The following is a 23,136-nucleotide window of genomic DNA, read 5'->3' on the forward strand; positions in this document are numbered from 1 at the left end:
CTTCGGGGTGCTGTGCGGGGTGCTTGCTCGGTTGAGATGGGTGGTCCGGCGAGTGGGGTGATTGAGATCGACGGGCGGGCCCACAGTCCGACTGGCGCGGCGCGCGGGGCCGAGGGCACCGGGCGACCAGTGCGTGGGTGGAGACGGTGGTGCGCCGAGTGCATCGGCCGGCGGTGCGTTGGGTGGGCGGGGCGTTCGCCGGACACGTCAGCCGACCCGGCGCGTTGGTGGGACGGGTCCGTCAGCCGCTGTCGATGTCGGCCGGGGCCCACTCCGATGAGCGGTGCCTGCCGCGGAAGTTGGAGCGGGTGTTGCCCGTCGCGGGGGGTGCGGCGTCTTCTGGGGCGCGGCGGCGGCCGCCCGAGGGTTGCTCCTCGGGTGGGGCGGGGATGTCGTCGACGGCGCGGGCGTCGGCGGCCCAGGTTCCTGATGGGGTCGGCGGGGGCTGGGTGGTCTCCTGGTAGGCGACCATCGCCTCGGCGAGGAGTTCGGCCAGGCCGCTGGACGACCGCTCGCGGCGGGCCGTGCGGCGGGCCGCGGAGGCCTGGCTGCCGCCGTCGATGGCGGAGAGGCGGCGGGCGCGGTCCTCGTCGGGCTTGCCCGCGGTTCGCCTGGCCCAGGCGGCGGCCGCCGCGGAGCGAGCCGCCCCCGGGATCACGTCGACGACAGGCGCGGGTTCCGGGGCAACGGCGGCGGCGGGTTCCTGGGCGGCAGCAGGTTCCCGGGTGGCGCTGTCGCGTTCGTGGGCGACTGCGGCGGGTTCCCGGGTGGCGGTGTCAGGTTCATGGGGGACCGAGCCGCGTTCCTGAGTGGCGGTGTCGCGTTCATGGGCGACTGCGGCGCGCTCGCGGCCGGCGGTTGCCCCTTCGTGAGCGACGGCGGCGCGTTCCTGGCTGGAAATTTCACGTTCGTGGGCGACTGCGGCGCGTTTCTGGCCGAAGGCATCGCGCTCGCGGGCAACGGCGGCGCGCTCGCGGGCGGAGGTTTCACGTTCGTGGGCGACTGCGGCGCGTTCCTGGCCGAAGGTTTCGCGCTCGCGGGCAACGGCGGCGCGTTCCTGGCCGGACGGTTCGCGCTCCACGGTGGCGGTTTCGGGCGGTTCCGCCCGGGGGGCGGGTTCCCGCGTGGGGGTTGCGGATTCCTGGGCGACAACAGGTTCAGGCCCTCGGGCGGCGGCGGGCGTCTGAGCAGCCGCGGCGGATGGCTTCGCTGCCAGGGTCTCCGGCGGGGGTTCGGTGGCGGGTGCCGACGAGGCTGGGTCGGCATGCTCGGCGGCGCGGCGGGATGCTCGGGACGGCAACTGCCTGGCTGCCGGTTCCGATGTCGCGCGCCCCGGCTGGGCCGGAGTGCTGGTGGGGTCTGGTGAACCTTCGCGCGATCTCCGGCCGATGGGCTCCGCCGAACCGACATGGGCGGCATCGGTGGAGTCGCGTGACACCTGGCGCCTGGTCACATCCGGCGTGGGGTCCAGCGGCTCCGCTGACGCCCTGCGCGCCAATCGGACGGACGGTTCCGCCCGTCGGCCAGTGAGCGCGCCGGAATCCTCGTGGGCGGCGAACGAGTGCGGGTCGGGGGTGGCGGATTCAGCCGACGCCCGGCGGGACGCGCGGGACCGCTTCGAGGGGTCCGGTTCACGAGCGGCATCCGGTGCGGCGGCGGCGTTTCGCGCGATCGCGGAGTAAGCGTCCCCGGGCGGGCTGCTGTCGGCAGCTGCCCGGCGGGCCGCGCGCGACGAGGCGACGACCGCCGACGCGGCGCTCTCCGGCCTGCCGGAGGGGGCGGTGGACTGGGCGGCTCCGGAATCGTGGGCGTCGAAGACGCCGCTCGAACGGGATGCCTCGGTGTATCGGGCGGCGTCCTCGGAAGCGCCGTCGATGGTGGAACTGGCCCTGCTGGGCGACCCGGTCGGTGTCACGGGCTCGGCGGCGGGCGTCGCTACTCCGGCAGGCGCAGGGGGCGCAGTGGCGGGAGGGGCGGTGTCGGGAAGGGCAGCGGGAGACGTAACAGGGTTTCGGGTAAGCGGCGTGGTCTTCGGGGCGTCGGCCACGGCCGGGCCGGTTGGGTGACCCGCAGCCGAGCGCTCCGTGTGGGCCGCGGTGCGCGGTCCGGTGGCGGAACCGTGCGGATCTGCGTCGGCGCCACGGTCACCGCTTGGGGTCGCCATAACCGACGCGGTGGCGTCGGCGGGCGGAAAGGGGGCGACCACCGACTCCGCTTGCGTCAGGTTTGCCCCGCCCGGCCTGCTCTCGCCTGGCTGCGTGCCGCCCGCCAGTCCGACACCGCGGAGCGCGGAGAAGCCGAGCCATTCGCTGGAGACCGCGGTGGCGCGTTCCTCGTCGGATTCCACGTCCGCGAGTCCCGTGTCCGCGTCGGGGAAGCGTGGTTCGGCCGACGCGGTCTCCGCCGCTCGGCCGACACCGGGGATCACCGCGTCGCCGGCTGTGGACGGTTCGGTCTCGGGAGTCTGCTGTGTCGATCGCCGGGACACACGGACCGCGGGCTCTCGATCCCCGAGCGCGCTTTGCGCGGCCGAGTCATCGTGGCTGGTCGGGGTGGCGGCCTCGGCTTCCTCGGCCGCACGTGCGCGGCTCCGTCTGCCGGGACGGTCCTCGACAACGGGACTGTCGGCGGAATCAGCGGGCTCGGTGGGTGCCGCACGTCTGCGCGGCAGCGCACCCGGCTGAGCCGCCTCGGCGTCCACGCGCGGCGGCTCCACCAGTGCGCTGAGCCGGGCGAGCATGTCGGCGGTCGACGGCGGGGGCTCGACGTCGGGGGCGGGCCCCGGCTGGGGCACCTCGTCCGGCGTCGGTGTCGGGGACGGAGCGGGGGTGGGCTCGGCCGGGAGGGGCGGGCGCTCGGGCGGGGTCGGGATGTTCGGGCCCTCGGGCGGCTCCGGCACGTTGTCCGGCTCGGGCACCGGCGGGGTCGTCGCCGAGTCGTCGTCGAACATCGACGCGTACGGGTCTTCGTCCGGGGCTCGGCGGCGGCCGCCACCGCTGGGTTCGATGCCGAACCGGCTCAGCAGCGCCTGGGCGTCGGAGACCGGTGCGGTGGCTGCTTCTTCCGCCTGCGCCGCGCCGCGGTCTCGGCGGCTGGGGCTCGGGCTGTCCGTCGCGGAATCGGGTTTGGCTCCCGCGTCGACCACCAGATCAGGAGTCTCGGACGAGCCTGCCGACGGACTGGCCGTGGCTTCCTCGACCCGGCTCGGGTCGGTGGCCGCTCGCTCGGGTGCGGTGGTGTCCTCCGGGTCCGCGGCGCGGCGCCTGCGCCGAGGGAGCGGCGCGTCCGGGGCGGTGGGCTCGCTGAGCTGTTCCCGCATCACGGAGCGGGCGGCCTCCAGGAGAGCGCTCACACCCTGCGGCTCGTCCGCCGCAGCGGGGACCTCGGGGGCCTGGGACTGGGTCGCGGCAGGCTCGGAAGCAGGCGATGTGGACACGCTCGGGTCGGCTGCCTGTGGTTCCGCGGCGGGCTTGGCCTGATCAGACGGCGCGTCCAGGCTGGTCACAGGAGTGTCCGCGAACGATCGGCTGCCGAATTCGCCCAACGCGAAGTCGACCAAGGCGAAATCGGGCAGGCCGAGATCGGGGAGCCCGAAGTCCGGGAACTCGGTCTCCGGCCTGCCGGGCGGCGGGTTCGGATGGTCGAGATCCGCTCGCGCGGAAGCGAGTCGAGGCGATCCCGGGCGCTCGAAATCGGGGTGCTCGGAGTCGGCTCCGCTGGACGCCGAGTGGATCTCCGCCACGTCCGGGTTCGACGGCGCCGTGCGCGGGGCGAAGGGGCGCGACAGGGCATCCCTGGCCGCGTCGAGGAGCGCGTCGACACCGTCACGGGGGCTGTCGCCCGCCGCGGGCTGCGTGGCCACACCGGTTCTGATGGCGAGGTCGCGCCCTTGGTCGTCGACGAGCCAGGCGGATTCGATGGCCCGGTCGCGAATGGTCGCGGCGAGGTGTTCGGCTTCGGCGTGGGTGGTCTGGGGCAGCAGAACGGCGAACTCGCCCAGGTCGGTGCGGAGCAGTTCGGCCTTGTCCGGCGCCAGATCGCGGACGTGGGAGGCCAGCGCGTTGAGGGCGACGTCGCCGCCGACGGGCACCGGCGGTTCGGGCGGCTCGATGGCGGGGGCCGTCCCGACGGGCGCCACGCTGACCAGCGTCAACGCGAACGTGCCGCCGCGGGTGGTCCGGGACGGCTTGTCCTGCGCGGGCTGGCGGCGAGCGGCCTGTTCGGGGAGGTTCACCGGCTGCGGCCGGGTGGGCGCGCCGGACCGGACGATGGCCCGCAGCTGCGACACGATGCGCTCGGGGCGCTGTTCGAGCCCGAACTCCGTGCTGAGCCGGTGTCGGGCCAGGTCGACCGCGCGCATGTGCCGGTATTCGGCGGCGCGCGCGGAGCGCAGGGCGTGCAGGGCCTCGGTGGGGTGGTCGGCCTGTTCGTCGGCGTGCGCGAGGAACGTCCACGCGTCGGCCAGCAGGGAGTCGAGACCGTGGCGGTCCGCGGTGTAGACGACGTCGCAGAGCAAGGTCCGGCCGACGTCGGTGCGGCCCGCGGGGATGTGGACCCGGGTGGCCAGCGCCAGCCGGAGACGCCCGATGGCGGGCGCGGCGGCGGCGCGGACCGGTTCGGACAGCACGGGTTCGGCCGCCTGGATGGCCTCGTCCAGGTGGCCTTCGTCGAGCAGCGCGCACACCAGCTCGAGGGTGAGCCGAGCCCGTACCCGGCCGCCCTCGGAGATCGGGTCGTGCAGCCTGGCGAGCATGGCCAGACCGGCGCGGGCGGTGCCCGCGGCGGCCTCCGTGTCGCCGTGACGGCGGTGGTAGGACGCCGAGCGCACCCCGAGCAGGGCGCCCTCGACGCGACGGGCGTCCTGGGAGAGCCCGTCGTCGGAGGCGAGCAGCCGCTCCGCCTCGGCGAGCGCGTCCTCCAGGTCGTCTCGGCCGCCGACGTGCGCGGCGCAGGTGACGAACTGGCCCAAGGCGACCGCGCGCGTGGCGGGCTTGGCCGACTTGGTCTGCAGCACCGGCCGCAGGATCTCGCAGCCGGTCAGCGGCTCGCCAAGGGCGCGCGCACAAGCCGCGATGGCGACCCGAAGGCGGGCGGACCGTTCGATCTGGCCGCCCGCCGTCGCGGCGCGCAGTGCCGCCAAGGCCGGTTCCACGGCCTCGGCGTGCCGTCCGAGGGTGACGAGCGACGGAGCGAGCAACGAGTGCGCGCGCGTCCTGACCGCCTGGTCCGCGTCGGCCTTGAGGGCACGCATCGCGAACTGGACAGTCAGCTCTGGCGCGTTCCACCGCAGCCGGTCGGCCACCTCGACAAGTGCGTCGCACTCGGCTGAGCCGCCGTCCACGGGTAACTCGTTCCAAGCCGCCACGTCGCCGGTCCTCCGTCTAGTCCCGGGTCAGTTTGCGGTAGGTCACCCGGTGCGGTCGAGCGGCGTCGGCACCCATCCGTTCGATTTTGTTCTTCTCGTAGCCCTCGAAGTTACCCTCGAACCAGAACCACTTGGAAGGATCTTCGTCGGTTCCTTCCCAGGCCAGGATGTGCGTGCAGGTCCGGTCAAGGAACCACCGGTCGTGGGAGATGACCACGGCGCAGCCGGGGAATTGTTCGAGCGCGTTCTCCAGCGAACCGAGGGTTTCGACGTCAAGGTCGTTTGTCGGTTCGTCGAGCAGGATCAGGTTTCCGCCCTGCTTGAGTGTCAGCGCCAGGTTGAGCCGGTTGCGCTCGCCACCGGACAGCACACCCGCGGGCTTCTGCTGGTCCGGCCCCTTGAAGCCGAACGCGCTGACATACGCGCGCGACGGCATCTCGACCTGGCCGACCTTGAGATAGTCGAGCCCACCGGAGACGGTCTCGAAAACCGTCTTCTTCGGGTCGATGTTCGCCCGGTTCTGGTCGACGTAGGACAGCAGCACGGTCTCGCCGACCTTGACCTCGCCCGCGTCCGCCTTCTCCAGACCGACGATGGTCTTGAACAGCGTGGTCTTGCCGACGCCGTTGGGCCCGATCACGCCGATGATGCCGTTGCGCGGCAGGTCGAACGACAGGCCGTCGATCAGGACCCGGTCGTCGAAGCCCTTCTTGAGGTCGTTCACCTCGACCACGATGCTGCCCAGGCGCGGGCCCGGGGGGATCTGGATCTCCTCGAAGTCGAGCTTGCGCGTCTTCTCCGCTTCGGCCGCCATCTCCTCGTAGCGGTCGAGGCGGGAGCGGGACTTCGTCTGGCGGGCCTTGGCGTTGGACCGGACCCAGGCCAGTTCGTCCTTGAGCCGCTTCTGCAGCTTCTGGTCCTTCTTGCCCTGCACCGCGAGCCGCTCGGCCTTCTTCTCCAGGTAGGTGGAGTAGTTGCCTTCGTACGGGTAGGTGCGGCCGCGGTCGATCTCGAGGATCCACTCGGCGAGGTTGTCGAGGAAGTACCGGTCGTGTGTGACGGCCAGGACGGCGCCCGCGTATTGCGCGAGGTGCTGTTCGAGCCACAGCACGCTTTCGGCGTCGAGGTGGTTGGTGGGTTCGTCGAGCAGCAGCAGGTCGGGCTTGGACAGCAGCAGCTTGCACAGGGCGACCCGGCGGCGCTCACCACCGGAGAGCACCGTGACGTCGGCGTCCGGCGGCGGGCACCGCAGCGCGTCCATGGCCTGCTCGAGCTGGGAGTCGAGGTCCCACGCGTCGGCGTGGTCGAGCTCCTCCTGGAGCTTGCCCATCTCATCCATCAGCTCGTCGGAGTACTCGGTCGCCATGAGTTCGGCGATCTCGTTGAACCGGTCGAGCTTGCCCTTGATCTCGCCCACGGCCTCCTGGACGTTGCCCAGGACCGTCTTCTCCTCGTTCAGCGGTGGCTCCTGCTGCAGGACGCCCACCGAGTAGCCGGGCGAGAGGAACGCCTCGCCGTTGTTCGGCTGATCGAGGCCCGCCATGATCTTCAAAACGGTGGACTTACCAGCACCGTTCGGACCGACGACGCCAATCTTGGCGCCGGGCAGGAAGTTGAGGGTGACGTCATCAAGGATGACCTTGTCCCCGTGCGCCTTGCGCACCTTCTTCATGGTGTAGATGAACTCGGCCATGCTCGCGATCGTAGAGCGGTCGCCTCCGGCGCCTGAGCGCGGTCGCCCCGTTACCCACCCGTCGGGACTTTCGACCAGGACGCGCGAACGCCGATCAGTGGTTCCGCAGGGCCTTGACCAGCTCATCCTTCGACATCGACGAGCGCCCGTCGATTCCGACCTCGCTCGCGCGCTCGCGCAGGTCGTCGACAGACCAATCGTCGTAAGACTTCGACTTCCCGCCGCGGGACGCGACCGCGGACTTGCCTTCCTTGGCGGAGGCGTTGGCGATGCGGGCGGCCTTCTCCTTGGACTCGCCGTCGTCGCGCAGCTCGCGGTAGAGCTTCTCGTTCTTGATGCTCGGGTTCGGCATGTCCGCACTCCTTCCATGAGCAGTCCAAGAAGTGCCCGGAGCCCGGTGGGGGCAAACTCGACCACAATCCGTTCCCTTCGCCGGGGCTGTCCCGATCAACGTTTCCGGATTCGGGCGGCCCTGGCCAGAGGCTCGGCGGGAGTTGTGGACGGCTTCGTGGATCTGTGGACGGCGGGTGCGTGGTCGACAGGAAATGTCGGACCGGTGTGCTAGGGCTTCGGGTCCGCCATCTGCTTGAGCATGGCGTTGTAGGCGTCGAGGTCGTCGCTGTCACCGCTGTCCACGCGGCGGTCGGTGCGCCGGGCCTCCCGGTCGTCGGCGCGGGCCCACTGCACGAGCAGGGCGATCAGCACGAGCAGCAGCGGGATTTCCCCGGACGCCCAGGCGATGCCGCCGCCGAGGCGCTGGTCGGCGAGCAGGTCGGTGTTCCATGGCAGCGCGAGGGATCGGTAGAACTGTTGGCCCACCACGGTTTGCATGCTCATCAAGATCACGCCGAAGAAGGCGTGGAAGGGCATCGACGCGAACACCAGGCCCAACCGCGCAAGGTACGGCAGTTTGCGCGGCGACGGGTCGACCCCGAGCACCGGCCAGTAGAAGATGTAGCCGACCAGCAGGAAGTGGGCGTTCATCAGCAGATGCGCCCAGTGCTCGGGCACGGCGGAGTCGAACAGGCCCGACAGATAGAGGCCGTAGAACGACCCGACGAACAGGACGAGCGCGACCACGGGATTCGTCAGCGCGCGCGAGACCGGCGAGTGCACGAACGCCAGAATCCATTCGCGCATACCGGGAGGCGCCTCTTTGCCCGCGGGTTTGATCGCGCGTAGAGCCAGCGTCATCGGGCCGCCGAGGACCAGCAGTACCGGTGCCAACATGCTCAGCATCATGTGGGTCTGCATGTGGATGCTGAACATGGCGGGCGCGTACTTGCCGAAGCCGGACGAGGTCGCGAAGAGGATGACGAAGCAGCCCGCGAGCCAGGCGATGGTCCGGCCGACCGGCCACGCGATGTCCTGGCGGCGCAGGCGGAACACGCCCCGCAGGTAGAACGCCGCCATGACGATCGCGAGGGTGCCGAAGATCAGGTCGAAGCGGACGTCGAAGAGCAGGCGCATGGCCGTGGGGGCGGCGTCGATCGGGTAGCCGAGTTGCAGTTCGACCCGGCCGGGCTCGACGTAGGCGGTCCGCGGCGGCGGTGTGCGGGCCAGGCCCGCGGCGATGCCGAAGGTGATCAGCATGATCAGCACTTCGGTGGCGGCCAGCCGAAGCAGTGCGGCACCCGTGCCGCGCTCGACGATCCCCTTCACGCCGCGTTCGCGTTGCAGGTAACCGAAGACGCCCAGGACGAGCAGGGCGACGATCTTGGCCACGACGAGCAGCCCGTAGGACGTGCTGAACAGCTCGCTCAGGGGCAGCCTGACCAGGGCGTTGACCACACCGGACCCGGCCATGACGATCCAGCAGACCAGGGCGATCCGGGAGAACCGGGAGGCGGCCAAGCCGAGATGGTCATGGCCGCGGCGGCCGTGCGCGAGCAGCGCGACCAGGCCGCCGACCCAGAGGGCGGCGGCGAGCAGGTGCAGCAGCAGGCTGTTGGTGGCCAGGTCGTGCTGGCCGCCGCTCGACGAGTGGCCGGTGACCGCGACGGGGACGATGCCCGCGAGCGCGAGGGCGAACAGGACCGTGGTCCAGCCCCAGGTCAGGACGATGCGGGTGCCGACGAGGACGAGCAGCGCGATGGCGGCGGTCAGCAGCCAGGCCTTCGCCTGGGAGAGCGTGCCGACGAGGGTGATCAGGATGTCGGCGGGCAGGACGTCGCCGATGGGCCTGCCGACGGCGTCGGCGGCGGTGAAGGGGGCGGACAGGAGCGCGCCGACGAACCACGCGGCGGAGCCCCACCCGGCCATGCGCAGCGCGGCGTACCCGCCGACGTCGAGGACGCCGGTGTCGCGGGGCGGGACCAGGAAAGCCGCGAAGAGCAGCGAGCCGACGGTGACGACGGCGCCGATCTCGGACAGGACGCGCACGACGGTCAGGCCGTGCTGGGTGAACGCGTCCGGCGAGGGGAGGCCGAGGATGACGTACCGGTTGCCCCCGGCTAGGACGACGAGCGCGGCCGCCACGACAGCGGCCAAGAGGCCGCCGACGATGAGGAGGGCCGCGATGCCCGCGGCGCGGCGGGGGGCGTTGGTTTCCGGGGGGCTGGCCTGGGACACGTGGAACAGCCTAGTAGGCGGCCGGGCGGGTCTGGTTGCGGCGGAATTACCACTGATCCCAGCGGGCCGGCGATCAGTCCCGCACCGACACCAGCTGCCGTTCCCGCCTGCCTGCCGCTGCCGCCGCGAGGACCGCGGGTGCGATCAGGGCCGCCACTACGCCCGCCACCGACAGCGCCACCGACAGGTCCGTGACGTGGGCGATCCCGCCGACCAGCGGCGGGCCGGCGAGGAAGCCGCTGTAGGCGATCGTGGTGACGAAGCCGATTTCCCGCTCCCCGCCCGTCCCGTCGGCACGGCGGCCCGCGTCGCCCGCCAGGCTCAGTGCGATGGGGAAGGCGTAGGCGAGGCCGACGCCGGCGAGGGCGAAGCCGGCGAAGATCGCGAACGTCGAGTGGACCGTCGTGGCCAGCAGCAGACCGCCGCCCGCGACCAGGGCGCCGCCGACGAGGAGGCGCTCGGGGCCGAAGCGGCGTTCGGCGCGCTCACCCAGAAGGCGGGTGACGGCCATGGCGACCGAGAAGGTGCCGTAGACGAATGCCGCGGACGCTTCGTGCATCCCTCGGTATTCCACGGCGAACAGAGCGGACCAGTCGGCGCTGGCTCCCTCGGCGACCGCGGAGCACAGGGCGATCGTGGCGAGCAGCCAGAGGAGCGGGCGGCGGATCGGGGTTCGCGCGGCGGCCGCCGGGGCGACCTCGGGGATGAGCTCTACGGGGACCGCGCGCGCCACGGCGAGCAGGGTCGCGGTGACGATGACGGCGACTACCGCCAGGTGCGGCAGTGGTGACCAGGCCGCGAAGGCGGCGAGTGCGGCGCCCACCGCGCCGAGGAGGCCGCCGAAGCTGAACGCGGCGTGGAAGATCGGCATCAGTGGACGGTCGGTTCGCCGGATGACGGTGACGGCGGCGATGTTCATGGCGACGTCGAGCGTGCCGACACTGGCGCCGAGCAGGACCAGGGTCAGGCCGAGCAGCGCGATGTTCGGGCTCAGACCCAGCAGCGGCACCACTACGCAAGCCGCAACACCGGACACGGCCACCAGCACGCGGGCGCCGTAGCGGACGGTGAGGCGACCGGTCAGGGACGCGGCGAAGATCATGCCGATACTGGCTCCGACCAGGGCCAGGCCGAGCGTGCCCTCGGCCGCGCCGACCTGGGCCGCCAGGGCCGGGACCCTGGACGCCCACGACCCGAAAATCACCCCATTGAGCGCGAACACGACAAGCACGGCGTTGATGTCCGCCCGGTCTCCCACCAGCATGCCCACTCCCCTCCCGGATACCGCAACGCTAACTGAAGCGCTTCAGTGATCGCCATCGAATTTGGGCCAGGAGAGACGCGGATTACTCTTGTCGTGTGAAACAGGACCGGGTCAGGCGACCGACCCTGGACACCGTGGCCCAGGAGGTCGGCGTGTCCAGGGCGACGGTGTCGAACGCCTACAACCGACCTGACCAGCTTTCCGCCGCCCTGCGCGAGCGCATCATCGTGACCGCGAGCAGGCTCGGCTACTCCGGCCCGGACCCGGTCGCCCGCAGCCTCGCGACCCGGAGGGGCGGTGCCGTGGCCGTACTGCTCGGCGGCGGACTGTCGGCGGCGTTCTCGGACCCGGCGCTGTCGATCGTGCTCGACAGCATGGCGTCCACCTTGGACAGCGAGCGCAGCCTGCTGTTGATGCCCGGCACCGGCGCGGGCCCGACACCGGACAGCGTCGCCCGGGCACACGCCGACATCGCCGTGGCCTACTCACTGCCCGACGACTCCCCCGCGCTGGCCCAGGTCGCCGCGCGCGGGCTGCCGCTGGTGGTGATCGACCAGCCCGTGGTCGCGGGCTCCGCCCGGGTCGACACCGCCGACGAAGCCGGGGCGACCCTGGCCGCCCAACACGTGCGGGCACTGGGACACCGCCGGGTCGCGATCCTGAGCTTCGCGCTGGGCGCCGACGGCTCACACGGGCCCGCATCACCCGAACGACTGCGCGACGCGCGCTTCCGGGTGACCCGCGACCGGGTGAGGGGCGCGCTGGCCGGCCTCGAAGAGAAGGACGTGCCCATCTGGGAGGCCCCCGGCTGCAGGCGCGACCACGGCCGCGAAGGCGCCCGGTGGCTGCTCGGGCTCGACCCGAGACCGACCGCGCTGCTCTGCCTGTCCGACGAACTCGCGCTCGGCGCGATCCGGGCGGCGCAGGATCTCGGGCTCCGAGTGCCGGAAGATGTTTCCATCGTCGGCTTCGACGACACCCCGGCAGCACACTGGGCCGACCCGCCGCTGACGACGGTCCGGCAGGACCTCACCGAGAAGGGCCGCATGGCCGCTGAGCTGGCACTTAGCCTGCTCGACGGCACGAGACCCGGACCGCCGACGACCCTGCCGGTGACCCTGGTCGAACGGGCGTCGACAGCGCCCATGTGACCCGTCAGCGTCTTCTTCGTCACTCGACTGGTGAGATCCGGAAACGGTCGAGCCGTTCCGAACGATCAGATCAATCGAGACGGTTACCCTGCTCCGGCTGGGTCACCGTCTACGCCCCTGTAGCTCAGCGGATAGAGCAGGAGCCTTCTAAGCTCTTGGCCGCAGGTTCGAGTCCTGCCGGGGGCACCACAAACATGGGCAACATCAACAGGGCGGCTGGTACTCGAAGCCATCTATGAGGTGTGAGCACCAGCCGTTTTGGTGTCGTTTGACCTGGGCGGCCACATGTGCCCGATCGGACGCCTGCTGGTGCTGCTCATCGACGCGCAATGCATGTGCACAAGCAGCCGCACGACGACGCAGGTGCACAGCCGTCGCGGGCCGTGTCGGCGTCGGCCTGGGCGACCCAGGCCCGGGCCTCCTCGCGGGTCAGCCCGAAGGTGGCCGTGTGGTCCGGGTCCACGGCCGGGCGGTCCACCCCAAGGGTTGGATTGCGCGTGCCCAGGTTGTGTGTGGCCAGGTATCGGTCGAACGAGCTGACCCCGGTCATGCGGCGCCGGGTCGGAGGCCTCCGTCCCGGCGTCGGCGAGCCGACCCGCGGGCGAGCCAGGAGGGCACGAAGCGCTCGTCGTCCCGATGGGGACGACACCCGTCGTCGAGCGCCGAACTCCGGTCGCGGGCCAGTTTGTCACGTCGATGTCAGCGGGCTCTCAGGCTACCTCTTCGAAGAACGGGACTTCTGTTCCTCCGGGACGGTTGAACGGCACGAGCACCGACGCCTCGGGGGCCTTTACCCGAGATAGTCTGATGCCCCGTAGGCATGTGTCACACCAGAATTGCAGATAACCAATCCGGGTGGTCGGGTCGCCGGTGTAACACAGCCGGAGCGTCCGTGCACCGCAAGCGAGACACGCTGCCGGAGGCGCGGCGGGCAGGGGGTCCGTCGCTTGCACCAACGCCTTCATCCAAAGCTGCCGCTCACGGTCCATCAGAAGGTTCCCCAGTGCGTCGGGCTTGCTATCGCATCCGCCAACCGTCGAGCACTCCACCCCGCCGCCCGAACCTTCTCGACGCCCGAAGCTGTCGCCCGCTCGGCCACACCCTCACCACCTCGCACAGTGGGCAGTCGAATCGGTCGTGATTGCTCCTCGGCCTGCTGCGGCCATCAGCCGCTCGCCAGGCAATCCGTCACAAGTCGTCGTCAGAGGGCTGCACGAATTGCTACTTAAGTCCCCGTCAAGAGTAGTTGATCACCCAACGGTCTACGTCCCACGAGATCACTGCACCGTCCTGAGCGTGCCCCAATGCACGCCAAGTCGCCATCCCAACCGAACATTCGATCGCGTCCTGCGTGAAATCCACTTCCACACCATCAAGCATTTCTATACACACAACGGCGGGGTCGCCACCCGATTTCATGTGGGCATGGAGCGCGCGGGCCGCGCCGAAACACGCGAAATGTGAGTAGTCAGAGAGAACCGTGCATCTTTCCGCGTTCCAAAGCACACCCCATTGCCCTCGCTCAATAACAGCGACGGACGACTTAGCGTATCGAATCACTTTGTTTCGCATTCGCTTGAAAACGTACTCTTGACTCATTTTGTAGCAACCTTAGAGTCTGAATTTCCGGAATGCCTCCGGCGTGAAGTAGTACTCGACACCAATTCCAGTGCCTCTAATAATATGATCGTACCCGTGAGGAGTGCCGTTCCCATAATGAGCCTTTCCACGTAACGGCCGGTCGCGTTGGGTGATCATGTTGTTCGGTGATGGTCGGTGTGGAGGATGACGAGGGCGGCGGCGGTGATTGCGCCGATTCCGCCAGGGGCAGAGGCTGACGTTGCGTAGGGCTTTGAAGGTGGTCTTGAGCAGGGAGCGACGCCACCTACCGAAATGGGCCACTACGCAACATATTCGGCACCCTTACCCACCGCCGGTGAGGCCCTGGGCGGCGCTAGGTAAGGGGTCGGGTTGCCAGGACTGCGTGATCACCCCATGCCGCACCCCCGACCTCAGCGGCACTGTTCTCATCACCGGAGTTCGAAGCGATGAGGAGACAGGACAATGTGGACCACCGAAGCACTCAAGGCCGAGATCGACTACCGGGTCAACGGCACGCGGGACCACACCAGCAGGCTGCACCTGCACGAGGTCAAGCGCACCGCACCCGCCTGGATCACCCGGATGCTGCACCGAAGCGGCCCCCGAACACACGAGCGCTTCACCGACTGACGCAACGACGGCCCGTGCTGATGTGCACGCGTTCTCGTCGCCCGGCCGCTTGGATCAGTCCGAAAAGGACCGTGCTGGTGGCATCCGGCCCCATGCTCTCGCCGTAATACCTCGGTAAGGAACTGGTGGCGCGCGCCTTCCGTCGTAACGGCGACGACGAGCGAGGAGGCGACGTGACCCACCCACAGCAACCGCCCGGCGGGCAGCACCCCCATGACCGGCCCGAACCGCCCTACGGGCCGACCGGCCAATACGGCGGTGGGTACACCGAGGTGCCGCCGAAGAAGTCCGGCCCGCTGATCGTGGCAGTCGCGGCGGGTGTGACCGTGCTCGGTCTCGGGGTCACCGGATTCATCGCGCCCGGCTTCCTGGTGAGCGAACAGACCCCTACCGCGCCGCCGCCGACCACGGTCACCACAACCTCCACCAAACCCGGCGACACCGACCCGAAGGACTTCCTGGAGACCCTGGCGAGCGCACTGGACACCCGTGACGCCACCGCCCTGACGGGCCTGACGTGCGAGCTGAAGCGCCCCGCGGTGGACAGCGTCATCGACAACGCCTCAGCGATCAGTGAAGCCACCCTGCTGGACACCAAGAAGGTCACCGCCCGCAAGGCCACCGGGATCGTCTCGATCACCACCGACGTGCGGCGGACGAAGATCGAGGTGACGATCACCCACAAAGACGGCACCTGGTGCTGGAGCGACGCCAGGCCCGCCGAGCGCACCCGACCGCCCTCCAGCCGCCCGACACCGACGACGACGACCACCCCGGATTCCCCTACGGCGGGCGGAAAGCCGGTCCCACCTGACGCACTGGCCGCCATGCGGAAGTTCCTCGACAGCGTCAACGCAGGCGACGCGGCCACCGCGAAGAGCCTGCTCTGCTCCGATGCCATCGCCACGCCACAGAAGGTCGACGAACTGGTCGGCTACCAGCCGAATCTGAAGATCGATACGGGGATGGACGGCGTCAGCAGCGGCAAGGAGTCCGTCCAGCTCTACCTGTCCGGGACCGCGAAGGGCCAACGCCTGGACGGCTACGCCACCAATCTCTGGGCGACCAGCTACAACGGCCCCTGGTGCGTCCACGCGTTCCGTGCCGTGGTCGGCTGACGATGAGTTCGCATAAGAAGTCGGCGGGCCTACGACTGGCAAAGCTCAGTGAGCAGGGAAACGGCGGTTCGCGTCGCCGGGTGCTGATCGTTGCGCCACCAGATCAGGCGGACGGCGATGGGCGGGGCGTCGCGCAGGGGACGGAAGACGACACCGGGTCGTGGGTACTGGTCGACGGTGCTCTCGGCGGTGACACCGACGCAGCGCCCGGTGGCGATCACGGCGAGCCAGTCGTCGACGTCCTGGGTGTGTTCGACGGCGGATCGACTCTCCGGTGGCCACAGGTCGGTGCTGGTGGTGCCGGGCCGGCGGTCGATGACGAGACCGCGCTCGCTGATCTCGGCGAGTCGGAGTGAGCGGCGGCGGGCCCATGGATCGTCCTTGGCCATGGCGCAGTAGCGCCGCTCCAGTCCGACGATGACCCCGTTGACGGGCCGGTCGTCGGGTTCGCCGCGCAGCAGGGCGACGTCGCAAGCGCCCTCGGCGAGGCCGCCGGTGGCCGAGTTGGTGCGCACCAACCGCAGTTCGACGTCCGGGCGCAGCGCGGGCCGGCGGCGCTGGAACTCCACGGTGTGCCTGCCCACGGCCGACCAGGCGCAGCCGACGCGCAACCGCCCATCGCCGGACTCACACCTCGCACGCTCGCGCCGAATTCCACCACCAGACAACGGGCTGAGACCGCGTCTCATGTGGATCATGAAACGGGTTCTGACATGAGCGACGCGGAACAACACCCCCGGCGACGTCTACGCGGGCAAGATCGACCTGACCAGGGTCGGTGCGACGGGACATTCCCAGGGCGGTGGCGGGGCCATCGCGGCGGCCGCCGATCCTCGGGTGGACACCACGGTGCCCATCGAACCCGGCCCCCAGGGCGACGTCGCGGCGTTGCACGGGCCCACGTTCTTCCTCGCGGGCCAGTTCGACTGGATCGTCTCCCCACGGCTGCTCGTCTACCCGCGCTACCAGAAGGCCACCCACATCCCGGCGGTCTACGGCGAACTGGCGGGCGCGGGCCAACTTCACCGCGGCCCGCGACGGCGGTGGTTTCCGCGGACCCATCACGGCGTGGCTCCGGGCTCAGCTGCTCGGCGACGACCGGGCTCGGGCCGCGTTCTCCGGCACGAACTGCGGATACTGCGCCTCCCGGATCTGGTCGCGCTTCGAGCGGAACGCACTGGCCCGCTGACCGTTCGTGCTCGCCTGGGTCGGTGAAGCTGGGCGCCCCCGTTTCGTGGCATCAGCGCCGCCGACGCCCGTGGCCGTTCAACCGCGCAGCCGCGCGTTGAGCCGTGCGGCCTGCCGGGTGAGGTGGTCGCGTTCGGGGCGGCTGGGCGCCGACCGGGCGGCTTCGGCGTAGAGCCGTGCCGCGGTGGCCGGGTCACCGTCACGCTCGTGCAGGTACGCCGCGACGGCGGTGTGGCGGGGCAGGGCGGGGTCGAGCTGCGCCAAGGCGGCGAGGCCCGCGCGCGGGCCGTCGGCCTCGCCGACCGCGACCGCCCGGTTGAGGCGGGCCACCGGGCTGTCGGTGAGCCGCACAAGTTCGTCGTACCACTCGACGATCTGCACCCAGTCGGTCTCCTCGGCCGTGCGGGCGTCGGCGTGCAGCGCGGCGATGGCGGCTTGGGCCTGGTACTCGCCCAGGCGGTCACGGGTGAGGGCGGCCTGGAGCACCTCGACACCCTCGGTGATCAGGCGGGTGTTCCAGAGGCCGCGGTCCTGCTCGGCGAGCGGCACGAGCCTGCCGTCGGGGCCGGTCCGGGCCGGGCGCCGGGCGTGGTGGAGCAGCATGAGCGCGAGCAGGCCCGCGACCTCCTCATGGTGGGTCATGGCCGCCAGCAGGCGAGTGAGCCGGATCGCCTCGGCGGCGAGGTCGACATCGCCGGAGTAGCCCTCGTTGAAGACCAGGTAGAGCACGCGCAGCACCGTGGCGACGTCACCGGGCTGGTTGAACCGGACGTCGGAGACGGTCCGCTTGGCCCGGCTGATCCGCTGGGCCATGGTCGCCTCCGGCACGAGGTAGGCCTGCGCGATCTGCCGCGTGGTCAGGCCGCCGACCGCGCGCAGCGTGAGCGCGACGGCCGAAGCCGGTGTCAGGGACGGGTGCGCGCACAGGAAGTACAGCTGCAGCGTGTCGTCGACCGTCTCGCCCGGGCCGGGCGTGGGCTCGTCCTCGACGCGGACCTCGCGATGCCGTCGGGAGGTGTCGGCGCGGACGGCGTCGAGGAACTTCCGCCAGGCCACGGTGACCAGCCAGCCCTTGGGGTCCCGCGGCGGGTCGTCCGGCCACCCGCGCAAGGCCTCGACCATGGCGTCCTGCACGGCGTCCTCGGCCGCCGCGAAGTCTGCTCCGCGGCGGACGAGGATGCCGAGCACGCTGGGAGTCAGGGTCCGCAGCAGGGACTCGTCCACCCGCGTCACTCCGTGATGGTCGGGGGCACGCCGTAGAACGGGCGCACCTCCAACCACTCGTGGATCGGTTTGCCACCCGCGCCCGGAGCCGCGGACAGCTCGCCCGCCAGCTCGATCGCCCGGTCGTAGGTCTCGACGTCGATCACCATCCAGCCGGCGATCAGGTCCTTGGTCTCCGCGAAGGGGCCGTCGGTGACCGGCGGCCGACCCTCGCCGTCGTAGCGGACGAACGTGCCCTCCGGGGAGAGCGCCTGGCCGTCGACGAACTCGCCGGTGCCCTCGAGCCGCTTGGCGAAGTCCTGCATGTACCGCATGTGGGCGGAAACCTCCTCCGGCGTCCACTGGTCCATCGGCACGTCGTTGACCGGTGCGGGCGCGCCCCGGTAGTGCTTGAGGAGCAGGTACTTGGCCATCATGTTCTCCTTCGCTGTGCGGCCATTGTGGCCGTTTCACTCGGGGGACGGAGCCGCGCTCGGGTTCTCGACATCCCACCGCGAAGTTTTCCGGCGAGCTTCAAATAGATGTCTCGAAGGCATGGCATTGCTCCGGGTCGCGCACAGCAGCACCGTGGCCAAGCCGAGCACACCCGCGGCGACCACCACCACGTGCGGTGCCACGAATTCGGCGGCAGCACCCGCCGCGGCGAAACCCAGTCCCTGGGTGATCATCAGTCCGGCCAGGGTGATGGTGAGTGTCCGCCCGCGCAGGTTCTCCGGGGTGGCGTCGATGACCCGCTGGTCCAAGCCCATCGCGTAGGTGAAGCCGAGTCCGCAGACGAACAACAGGAGTGTTGCCAGGGCGGCCCCCGGGCGGACAGCGAACGCCAGCAAAGGCAGGAACATCAGCGTGGCGATCGGCGCCACCAACCGGACCCTGGTCGCGGAGGGCAGGAAGGCGCCCGCGAGCAGCTCACCGAGGACCGCGCCCGCGGGGGCGGCGGACAGCAGCAGCCCGACGACCGCCGGACCACTGCCCAGTTTGTCGGCGTAGGACACCGCCAGCGCCTCGGGAGCGACGGCGAACGCGGGCGGGAGCCAGGTCAACAGCAGCAAGGGGCGCAGCCCGGGCAACGCCATGACTTGTTTGACTCCCACCAGCGACGCCTTGGCGATCGAGTCCTCGGCGCCGGCTATCCGCGCCTGCCTGCGTTCGGTTCCGAATCGCAGCAGTACCGCGGCCACTCCGCAGCCGGCGGCGGCGAACAACAGTGACACCGTCGGCGAAAGCACCAGCAACAGCACGCCGCCGACGGCGAACCCGATCAGCTGCGTGCTCTGGGAAACGAGTCGCAACAACGACCGTGCCAGCGCGTAGCCCTCCCCGGTCACCACGTCCGGCAACGTGGCCGCCCGGGCCCCCTGAAACACCGGCGCCACCGTGCCGAGAATGAGGAGGAGAAGGAACAGCAGCGCGATCGGCATGCCGGGGACGGCCATCGTGGCGACCACGCCGCAGCTGATCGCCTGGCACATGACGAGCACATCCCGCGGTGGGCGCCGATCCGCGACCGCCGACAGCAGGGTCGCGCCGAGCAGGTACGGGGCGAAGCCGAGCGCGAAGGTCAGCGCCGAGAGCAGCGGGGAGCCCGTCCGCTGGTACACCACGACGGAGAGGGTGATCTGCGCGACCACGTTGCCCAGCGTCGCGATCACCTGGGCGGCGAAGATCGTGCGGAACTCGGGGATGGCCAGGACGCGGCGGTAAGTCATCCGGGGAGGGGGTGATGTCACCCGATGAGGATCTAGAGCACCCTGTCGCTGCTCAATGGATTCGGGGATAGTCGAATCGACGGCTGGCGGGAGAGTGCCATGGCGATGGAACTGGTGGTGGGCACCGACGACCTCCTGCGCTGTCGCTTCGCGTTGTCCCCGCTGTGGGAGACGCTCGCGGCGGTCCGCACTCTGACCGACGTACGCCGCCAGCCATACCACCTGCCGTGGTTGCGAAAGGTCGACGGCCTGGTCGACGCGGAGTACCTCGCACCGCTGCTCGCGCTGCTCCCGCACCAGGGGTACACCCCGGATTTCCTCACCCCGCCACCACAAGGACCGCTGGCCGAGTTCGACCCGGAGCTGGCTCGTATGGCGGCCACGAACACCGACCAGGTCGCCACCGAACTCCACCGGTGCCTGCGCGGACCGGAACGAACGGAACCTGTGTCGCCTGAGCTCTCAGCGCGGCTTCTTGCCGATCCCGGCAAAACCCTGGTGGAGATCGCGGCGATCGTGCGCACCTGCTGGGAACGGCTGATCGAGCCGCAATGGCCACTGGTTCGCGACCGGCTCGAAGCGGACATCGCGGTTCGAGCCAGGCACTTGGCCGACGGCGGTCTGAACAAGGTGCTGGCGGACCTGAACCCGCGGGTTCGATGGAGTGACAACGCGGTGCACATCGCCACCGCGTATCCGATGCGCCGTGCGCTGGCCGGTCAGGGCCTGCTGCTCATGCCCAGCGTGTACATCTGGCCGGTGGTCGTTGTCGTGGTCGAGCCGCCGTGGCAGCCCACGCTGATCTACCCGGCCCGCGGGATCGCGGAGCTTTGGCAGGCCCGACCCCAGCGGTCCGCGCAGGCGTTGGGGCGGCTCATCGGGCGCACTCGGGCGCAAATCCTGGCCAACCTTGACGCTCCGGCCTCGACCGGAGCGCTCGCGCGCACGCATGGCGTCAGCCCGGCGACCGTGTCCGGTCACCTGGCGGCGCTGCGCGACACCGGCTTGATCACCAGCCGCCGCGTCGGACGGATGGTCCTCTACGAACGCACGACGCTCGGAGCGACGCTGACGGGTTGATCAAGCGCCGGAGTCGACGCGCGCTGGGCTGGTCGGGTGACGCCGCCGGTCGAGTCGATATCGACCGCCGCTCCCCCGCGAACAGGGAATACCGTGGCGATCGCCGCGCTCCTGATCGGGTGCTACACGGCGGCGGGCGCACCAGCGAACGGCGCCTTTCACGTCACCTACACCACCACGAGCCACTACCAATGATCCCGTCCGTCAGCAGGGGAGGTGGCCCCGGAGGAACGCGGTGATCTCGCCCGCGCGGCCTTGGCCCGCGGCACCACGCCCCGCATGCTGAGGAACGCGTGCGTCGCTCCGGGATGTTCGGTGAGCCGCGCCCGCGTCCCGGAGTCGCGCAGCCGTTCGGGCGTACCGGCGGCCGTGGTCGGCCGGCGGGTCGAGGGTCGGCACCACCACCAGTGCCGGGGCCAGGCGGCTCAGGCCGTCGGCATGCGGCGTCGACATCGTCGTCGGCACCTTGCTCCACCGGATGGGCATTACCGGCGCGCCGATGGTCGACGCCGACGTCACCGCACTGACCGTTCGGATGACCTAATCGCTGGACAGTGACCATGACCGACCCGCTCGTCGACGAGCGCGCCGCGTATGGGCGTGGAGACTGGTCCGAGCGGGCCGATGCCCCGCGCAAAGCGGCGATGGCCGCGCTCGACCCTGGCGGGACCGCACTTCGTGCGGCCCGCGCACCAACCCGCCAAGCGTCGATTCGACACGCAGACCGAGGAAGGCCAACGCCATGAGCACACCCACCATCGACGAGCGCAAGGCCGAGGAGTTCGCCGGCCGCCTGTTCGACACCTACACCCAGTCACTGCTGACCTTCATGATCGACATCGGCCACCGGACCGGCCTGTTCGACGCCGCGGCGGAAGGTCCCGCCACCAGCGCCGAACTCGCCGCCCGCGCGGGACTGCGGGAGCGATACGTGCGCGAGTGGCTTGGCGCGCTGACCACCGGCGGCGTGTTCGAGTACGACCCGGGCACCGGCGCCTACACGCTGCCCGCCGAACACGCGCTCTGTCTGTCCGGCGATGGTTCGGCCAATCTCGCGCCGATGAGCCTCATCACCGCGTTGCTCGGCACCCACCTCGACGAGCTGATCACCGCGTTCCGCGAGGGCGGCGGCGTCTCCTACGACCGCTTCCGACCGCGGTTCACCTCGATCATGGACGCCATGAGCCGCGGGTACTTCGACGGGCAGCTGATCGACGGTGTGCTGCCGCTGACCGGCGACCTGCCGCGGCGGCTGGAGGAAGGGATCCGGGTCGCCGACATCGGCTGCGGCACCGGACACGCGGCGAATCTCCTGGCGGCGGCCTACCCCGCCTCGGAGGTCGTCGGCTACGACATCGGCGCCGACGCGATCGACGCGGCCCGGGCCGAGGCGGCGAGCCTGGGACTGACAAACGTCCGCTTCGAAGTCCAGGACGTCGCCGCGCTGCCCTCGGACCCGCGGTTCGACGCCGTGTTCGCCTTCGACGCCATCCACGACCAAGCCGACCCGGCGGGCGTGCTGCGCGCCGTCCACACGGCCTTGGCGCCTGATGGCGTGTTCGTCATGTTCGACATCGACGCCTCGAGCAACCTCGAGGACAACCTCGAAAACCCCATCGCCCCGCTGATCTACGCGGTCAGCGTGCTGCACTGCATGACCGTGTCCCTGGCCGTCGGCGGCGCCGGACTCGGCACCGCGTGGGGCAGGCAACTGGCCTCCCGAATGCTCGACGACGCGGGCTTCGACCTTGTCTCGGTCGACGACGTGCCCGACGACCCGATGGACTGCCTGTACGTCGCCCGGAAACGGTGACCAGAAGTATACGGTGTACACATGTCAAGCGATCCGCGTCGCGTCCCGCTGAACCGCGACCGCGTGCTGCACGCCGCCGTGGCACTCGCCGACGACGTCGGCATCGAGTCGCTGAGCATGCGCAACCTCGCCCAGGAGTTGGGTGTGGTGCCCATGGCGCTCTACAAGCACGTGGCCAACAAGGAAGAACTCCTCGACGGCATGGTCGAGGTCATCGTCGGCGAGATAGCCGCCCCGGCGTCCGACACCGACTGGAAATCCGCGATCCGCCAGCGCGTCCTGTCAGCGCGGGAAGCACTGCTGCGCCACCGCTGGGCGTCCCAGGTGATCGAGTCGCGCACCCACGCCGCACCGATCGTGCTGGCGTACATGGACTCGCTGATCGGGATGTTCCGGGCGGGCGGCTTCTCCATCGACCTGACCCACCACGTGATGCACGCACTCGGCAGCCGGATGTGGGGATTCACCCAGGAGGTGTTTCCGTCGCCCGCACCTCCCGAGGACCCAGCCGCACGCGAGGCGATGTTCAGCCAGTTCGCCGAGAAATACCCACACATCATCGAACTGGCCACCGCCACCACCCACGACGCGGAGTCGTCAATCGGCGGCGGCTGCGACGACCAGTTCGAGTTCGAGTTCGCACTGGACGTGCTCTTGGACGGCTTCGAACGACTCCACAACCAGCGCTGGACCTCAAACCCGCCCTAGTCTAGTGCTGTGTGAGGCCG

The 23,136-nt window shown here is 70.3% G+C and carries 16 protein-coding genes, 1 tRNA gene and 1 pseudogene; 8 read left to right on the forward strand and 10 right to left on the reverse strand.

The features are described 5' to 3' along the window. Positions 1 to 241: 241 nt before the first annotated feature. From ACUZ2Y_RS12105 to ACUZ2Y_RS12125, 5 genes are all read right to left on the reverse strand, one after another. Positions 242 to 5,365, reverse strand: coding sequence for a hypothetical protein (locus tag ACUZ2Y_RS12105; RefSeq protein ID WP_476329999.1), 5,124 nt, complete (start codon positions 5,363 to 5,365; stop codon positions 242 to 244). 16 nt (positions 5,366 to 5,381) lie between these two features. Further along, a complete protein-coding gene (gene ettA / locus ACUZ2Y_RS12110; protein WP_476330001.1) occupies positions 5,382 to 7,058 on the reverse strand; it encodes an energy-dependent translational throttle protein EttA in 1,677 nt (558 codons plus the stop codon). A 94-nt stretch (positions 7,059 to 7,152) separates the two neighbouring features. Then, entirely contained in the window at positions 7,153 to 7,410 is a 258-nt protein-coding gene (locus ACUZ2Y_RS12115; protein WP_476330004.1) for an Ish1 domain-containing protein, read from the reverse strand. A gap of 209 nt (positions 7,411 to 7,619) precedes the next feature. Continuing rightward, positions 7,620 to 9,629: a bifunctional copper resistance protein CopD/cytochrome c oxidase assembly protein gene (locus tag ACUZ2Y_RS12120; protein WP_476330007.1), complete on the reverse strand. Its 2,010-nt coding sequence runs from the start codon at positions 9,627 to 9,629 to the stop codon at positions 7,620 to 7,622. A gap of 73 nt (positions 9,630 to 9,702) precedes the next feature. After that, entirely contained in the window at positions 9,703 to 10,893 is a 1,191-nt protein-coding gene (locus ACUZ2Y_RS12125; RefSeq protein WP_476330009.1) for an MFS transporter, read from the reverse strand. Positions 10,894 to 10,988: 95 nt separating this feature from the next. Here ACUZ2Y_RS12125 and ACUZ2Y_RS12130 point away from each other — a divergent pair, with 95 nt between their 5' ends. Both ACUZ2Y_RS12130 and ACUZ2Y_RS12135 read left to right on the forward strand, forming a co-directional pair. Then, positions 10,989 to 12,044, forward strand: coding sequence for a LacI family DNA-binding transcriptional regulator (locus tag ACUZ2Y_RS12130; RefSeq protein WP_476330012.1), 1,056 nt, complete (start codon positions 10,989 to 10,991; stop codon positions 12,042 to 12,044). A gap of 113 nt (positions 12,045 to 12,157) precedes the next feature. Further along, a tRNA-Arg gene (locus tag ACUZ2Y_RS12135) sits at positions 12,158 to 12,233 on the forward strand. A gap of 1,565 nt (positions 12,234 to 13,798) precedes the next feature. On the opposite strand, the pseudogene ACUZ2Y_RS12140 reads toward ACUZ2Y_RS12135, so the two are convergent. Continuing rightward, positions 13,799 to 13,919 (reverse strand): annotated as a pseudogene (locus ACUZ2Y_RS12140) (IS5/IS1182 family transposase); the annotation flags it as partial. Between the two features lie 189 nt (positions 13,920 to 14,108). On the opposite strand from ACUZ2Y_RS12140, the gene ACUZ2Y_RS12145 reads away from it, so the two are divergent. Both ACUZ2Y_RS12145 and ACUZ2Y_RS12150 read left to right on the forward strand, forming a co-directional pair. Then, entirely contained in the window at positions 14,109 to 14,276 is a 168-nt protein-coding gene (locus ACUZ2Y_RS12145) for a hypothetical protein (RefSeq protein ID WP_476330015.1), read from the forward strand. 173 nt (positions 14,277 to 14,449) lie between these two features. Continuing rightward, complete coding sequence (locus tag ACUZ2Y_RS12150; RefSeq protein ID WP_476330018.1) at positions 14,450 to 15,394, forward strand: hypothetical protein; 945 nt, start codon at positions 14,450 to 14,452, stop codon at positions 15,392 to 15,394. 29 nt (positions 15,395 to 15,423) lie between these two features. Here ACUZ2Y_RS12150 and ACUZ2Y_RS12155 read toward each other — a convergent pair whose 3' ends face one another. Beyond that, complete coding sequence (locus ACUZ2Y_RS12155; protein WP_476330021.1) at positions 15,424 to 16,083, reverse strand: LysR substrate-binding domain-containing protein; 660 nt, start codon at positions 16,081 to 16,083, stop codon at positions 15,424 to 15,426. A 76-nt stretch (positions 16,084 to 16,159) separates the two neighbouring features. On the opposite strand from ACUZ2Y_RS12155, the gene ACUZ2Y_RS12160 reads away from it, so the two are divergent. Next, complete coding sequence (locus tag ACUZ2Y_RS12160; protein WP_476331750.1) at positions 16,160 to 16,609, forward strand: poly(ethylene terephthalate) hydrolase family protein; 450 nt, start codon at positions 16,160 to 16,162, stop codon at positions 16,607 to 16,609. 51 nt (positions 16,610 to 16,660) lie between these two features. Here the strand turns inward: ACUZ2Y_RS12160 and ACUZ2Y_RS12165 are convergent, their stop codons facing one another. The 3 genes from ACUZ2Y_RS12165 to ACUZ2Y_RS12175 are packed head-to-tail and all read right to left on the reverse strand — an operon-like array spanning position 16,661 to position 19,515. Then, positions 16,661 to 17,806 carry an RNA polymerase sigma factor gene (locus ACUZ2Y_RS12165; protein ID WP_476331753.1) on the reverse strand — a complete coding sequence of 382 codons (1,146 nt, stop codon included), beginning with the start codon at positions 17,804 to 17,806 and terminating at the stop codon, positions 16,661 to 16,663. 5 nt (positions 17,807 to 17,811) lie between these two features. Continuing rightward, positions 17,812 to 18,219 carry a YciI family protein gene (locus ACUZ2Y_RS12170; protein ID WP_476330024.1) on the reverse strand — a complete coding sequence of 136 codons (408 nt, stop codon included), beginning with the start codon at positions 18,217 to 18,219 and terminating at the stop codon, positions 17,812 to 17,814. A gap of 36 nt (positions 18,220 to 18,255) precedes the next feature. Beyond that, on the reverse strand, positions 18,256 to 19,515 hold the full coding sequence (locus tag ACUZ2Y_RS12175) for an MFS transporter (protein WP_476330027.1): 1,260 nt from the start codon (positions 19,513 to 19,515) through the stop codon (positions 18,256 to 18,258). 99 nt (positions 19,516 to 19,614) lie between these two features. Here ACUZ2Y_RS12175 and ACUZ2Y_RS12180 point away from each other — a divergent pair, with 99 nt between their 5' ends. The 3 genes from ACUZ2Y_RS12180 (at position 19,615) to ACUZ2Y_RS12190 (ending at position 23,116) form a co-directional block, all read left to right on the forward strand. Beyond that, positions 19,615 to 20,595, forward strand: coding sequence for an ArsR/SmtB family transcription factor (locus ACUZ2Y_RS12180; RefSeq protein ID WP_476330030.1), 981 nt, complete (start codon positions 19,615 to 19,617; stop codon positions 20,593 to 20,595). Positions 20,596 to 21,337: 742 nt separating this feature from the next. After that, entirely contained in the window at positions 21,338 to 22,408 is a 1,071-nt protein-coding gene (locus ACUZ2Y_RS12185; RefSeq protein WP_476330033.1) for a class I SAM-dependent methyltransferase, read from the forward strand. Positions 22,409 to 22,429: 21 nt separating this feature from the next. Beyond that, positions 22,430 to 23,116, forward strand: a complete 687-nt coding sequence (locus ACUZ2Y_RS12190; protein ID WP_476330036.1) for a TetR/AcrR family transcriptional regulator C-terminal domain-containing protein — start codon at positions 22,430 to 22,432, stop codon at positions 23,114 to 23,116. The last annotated feature ends 20 nt before the right edge of the window (positions 23,117 to 23,136 follow it).

This window comes from Actinokineospora sp. UV203 (assembly GCF_056323665.1).

What these genes read in the sequence shown, in the direction of transcription:
- ACUZ2Y_RS12175 (WP_476330027.1), bottom strand. Translation starts at nt 19,515, where the DNA reads ATGACTTACCGCCGCGTCCTGGCCATCCCCGAGTTCCGCACGATCTTC.
- ACUZ2Y_RS12180 (WP_476330030.1), top strand. Translation starts at nt 19,615, where the DNA reads ATGGCGATGGAACTGGTGGTGGGCACCGACGACCTCCTGCGCTGTCGC.
- ACUZ2Y_RS12125 (WP_476330009.1), bottom strand. Translation starts at nt 10,893, where the DNA reads ATGCTGGTGGGAGACCGGGCGGACATCAACGCCGTGCTTGTCGTGTTC.
- ACUZ2Y_RS12155 (WP_476330021.1), bottom strand. Translation starts at nt 16,083, where the DNA reads ATGAGACGCGGTCTCAGCCCGTTGTCTGGTGGTGGAATTCGGCGCGAG.
- ACUZ2Y_RS12145 (WP_476330015.1), top strand. Translation starts at nt 14,109, where the DNA reads ATGTGGACCACCGAAGCACTCAAGGCCGAGATCGACTACCGGGTCAAC.
- ettA (WP_476330001.1), bottom strand. Translation starts at nt 7,058, where the DNA reads ATGGCCGAGTTCATCTACACCATGAAGAAGGTGCGCAAGGCGCACGGG.
- ACUZ2Y_RS12170 (WP_476330024.1), bottom strand. Translation starts at nt 18,219, where the DNA reads ATGGCCAAGTACCTGCTCCTCAAGCACTACCGGGGCGCGCCCGCACCG.
- ACUZ2Y_RS12185 (WP_476330033.1), top strand. Translation starts at nt 21,338, where the DNA reads ATGAGCACACCCACCATCGACGAGCGCAAGGCCGAGGAGTTCGCCGGC.
- ACUZ2Y_RS12190 (WP_476330036.1), top strand. Translation starts at nt 22,430, where the DNA reads ATGTCAAGCGATCCGCGTCGCGTCCCGCTGAACCGCGACCGCGTGCTG.
- ACUZ2Y_RS12115 (WP_476330004.1), bottom strand. Translation starts at nt 7,410, where the DNA reads ATGCCGAACCCGAGCATCAAGAACGAGAAGCTCTACCGCGAGCTGCGC.